We start from the raw sequence: 2,325 nt of genomic DNA, 5'->3' as shown, positions 1-2,325 counted from the left end.
GGTGTGGGCCTTTCGACGTTTATCGGCGCGGCATGGGTCGGTAAGCCGCTGGCCGGTTTTGAGCCGGTGGCGATTCCTTACTTGAGTGAGATCCCGCTGATCGGACGGATGCTGTTTGCCCAGGATTTGCTGGTGTACCTGTCTTTCGTACTGTTTGCACTGGTGGCGTGGGTGATTGTGAAAAGTCGCGTCGGGCTGATCATTCAAGCCGTTGGGGAAAACCCGGATGCCGCCAGTGCGATGGGCTTGCCGGTGTTAGGCGTGCGTACGCTGGCGGTGTTGTTTGGCGGCGCGATGGCCGGGTTGGCTGGCGCGTATCTGTCCCTGGCGTACACGCCGATGTGGGCCGAGAACATGAGCGCCGGACGTGGCTGGATTGCCTTGGCACTGGTGGTGTTTGCCAGCTGGCGGGTGTGGCGCTTGCTTTTGGGGGCGTATCTGTTCGGGCTCGCCAGCATCCTGCATTTGGTGGCGCAGGGGTTGGGGCTGGCGATTCCGTCGAGTCTGCTGGCGATGCTGCCGTATGTCGCGACGATTGTGGTGTTGGTGCTGCTGTCGCGAGATGCGGTGCGGACGCGGTTGTATGCGCCGGTGTCGTTGGGGCAACCGTGGCAGGGCGGGCATTAGGATTGAATGGGCCGGCCCCTTCGCGAGCAAGCCCGCTCCCACATTCGATTTATGTCGGTCACAGAAACCGGTTCGACTCGGTCAAATGTGGGAGCGGGCTTGCTCGCGAAGGCTGCCTGACTGGCAACACTTGAGCCACGCCCCACGCCAATTCAAAGGCTAAAAAAACCACCAGCAAAGAGCTGGCACCATGGAGCAAGGCATAAAGCTGCCAAGCCGAAAACAGGAATCTTCCGGCCGCGTCATACCGCCCAAATACCTGCTGCGGATCCCGAATCCGCAGCACCGCCCAAACGCACACAATCGACCCCAGCAGATTCGCCATCAGCATGTGCATCGGCTCAAACGCTGGCAGCTCTCCGGGCAGATCGAACGCCTGACTCACCCCCGCCAACCCCGAATGCATAACCGCAAAACTCCATGGCGTGACAAACGCCACCATCACGATCAAGTCATACCAGGCGCTGCCCCGCACCAACCGGCGATATTGCGTTGAAGTCCACATCGGCTTTGCTCCATACATTCGAGGAGCAAAAAGGCTAAAGCCTGGAGTATGCTCCAGGGTCAAGCCTTCTCGAGACGTCAACATGCGCATTGGTGAATTAGCCCAGGCCAGCGCGGTCAGCCGCGATACGCTGCGCTTCTATGAGCAGCGCGGATTGATCGCGGCGCAACGCAGCGCCAATGGTTATCGCGACTATCCAGCGGACATGGTGCAACTGGTGCAGTACATCAAAACCGCTCAGCGACTGGGTTTTACCCTCGGTGAAATCGGCAACAGCGTCGCGGCAATCTGGCAGTCACCCGACCCGGACAGCGCCGTCACGCAATTGCTGCAAGACAAACTCAAACTGATCGAAACTCGCATGGCCGAACTCGGCGCGTTGCGTAGCGAGTTGCAGCAACGGCTCGGCCAGCGCTGTCCTTTAAATCCGTGACCCTCTTTTTCAAGGAGTCCACTCATGTCCAAGGCAAAAACCGCACTCATCATCGGAGCCTCCCGGGGCCTGGGCCTCGGTCTGGTGAAAACCCTGCTGGCCGACGGCTGGCAAGTCACCGCCACCGTGCGTAACCCGCAAAACGCCGAAGCCCTGCGGGCCTTGGGTAACGTGCGGATCGAAAAACTCGACATGGACGATCAACCTGCGGTGATCGCTCTGAGCCAACAACTCAAGGGTGACATGTTCGACCTGTTGTTCGTGAATGCCGGGGTCAAGGGCCCGGACGTTCAAACACCAGGCGGTGCGACGTTGGCCGAAGTGGGCCAGCTGTTTTTCACCAACGCTGTGGCCCCGATCAACCTGGCTCAGCAATTCGTCGGGCAGATCCGCCCGGACAGCGGCGTGCTGGCGTTCATGAGTTCGGTGCTCGGCAGCGTGACCATGCCGGACGCGCCGGAACTGGCGTTGTACAAGGCCAGTAAAGCGGCGCTGAACTCGATGACCAACAGCTTCGTCACGCAATTGGGCGAGCAGAAACTCACCGTGCTGTCGCTGCATCCGGGCTGGGTGAAAACCGACATGGGCGGTGAAGGTGCGGACATTGATGTGGAAACGAGTACCCGTGGGCTGGTTGATCAGGTGAACGCCTACACCGGCAAGGGCGGACATCATTTCGTGAATTACAGGGGTGAAACCATTCCCTGGTAATCACCACAATCCCCTGTAGGAGTGAGCCTGCTCGCGATGACGGTGTGTC

General features: G+C 59.8%; 4 protein-coding genes. 3 read left to right on the top strand and 1 reads right to left on the bottom strand.

The annotated features are described in order from the left end of the window. Nucleotides 1-627: ABC transporter permease (locus AC1DRJ_RS24800; RefSeq protein WP_477804485.1), on the top strand; the 627-nt coding region annotated here is incomplete at its 5' end. Between the two features lie 58 nt (nucleotides 628-685). On the opposite strand, the gene AC1DRJ_RS24795 is transcribed toward AC1DRJ_RS24800, so the two are convergent. Beyond that, nucleotides 686-1,132, bottom strand: coding sequence for a hypothetical protein (locus tag AC1DRJ_RS24795; protein ID WP_477804486.1), 447 nt, complete (start codon nucleotides 1,130-1,132; stop codon nucleotides 686-688). Nucleotides 1,133-1,214: 82 nt separating this feature from the next. Here AC1DRJ_RS24795 and AC1DRJ_RS24790 point away from each other — a divergent pair, with 82 nt between their 5' ends. Then, on the top strand, nucleotides 1,215-1,565 hold the full coding sequence (locus tag AC1DRJ_RS24790; RefSeq protein ID WP_007945909.1) for a MerR family transcriptional regulator: 351 nt from the start codon (nucleotides 1,215-1,217) through the stop codon (nucleotides 1,563-1,565). 24 nt (nucleotides 1,566-1,589) lie between these two features. Next, nucleotides 1,590-2,276, top strand: coding sequence for an SDR family oxidoreductase (locus AC1DRJ_RS24785; protein WP_477804484.1), 687 nt, complete (start codon nucleotides 1,590-1,592; stop codon nucleotides 2,274-2,276). Nucleotides 2,277-2,325 lie beyond the last annotated feature (49 nt).

The organism is Pseudomonas sp. P5_B2 (genome assembly GCF_056400445.1).
This window is presented reverse-complemented; position numbering and strand designations above follow the sequence as displayed.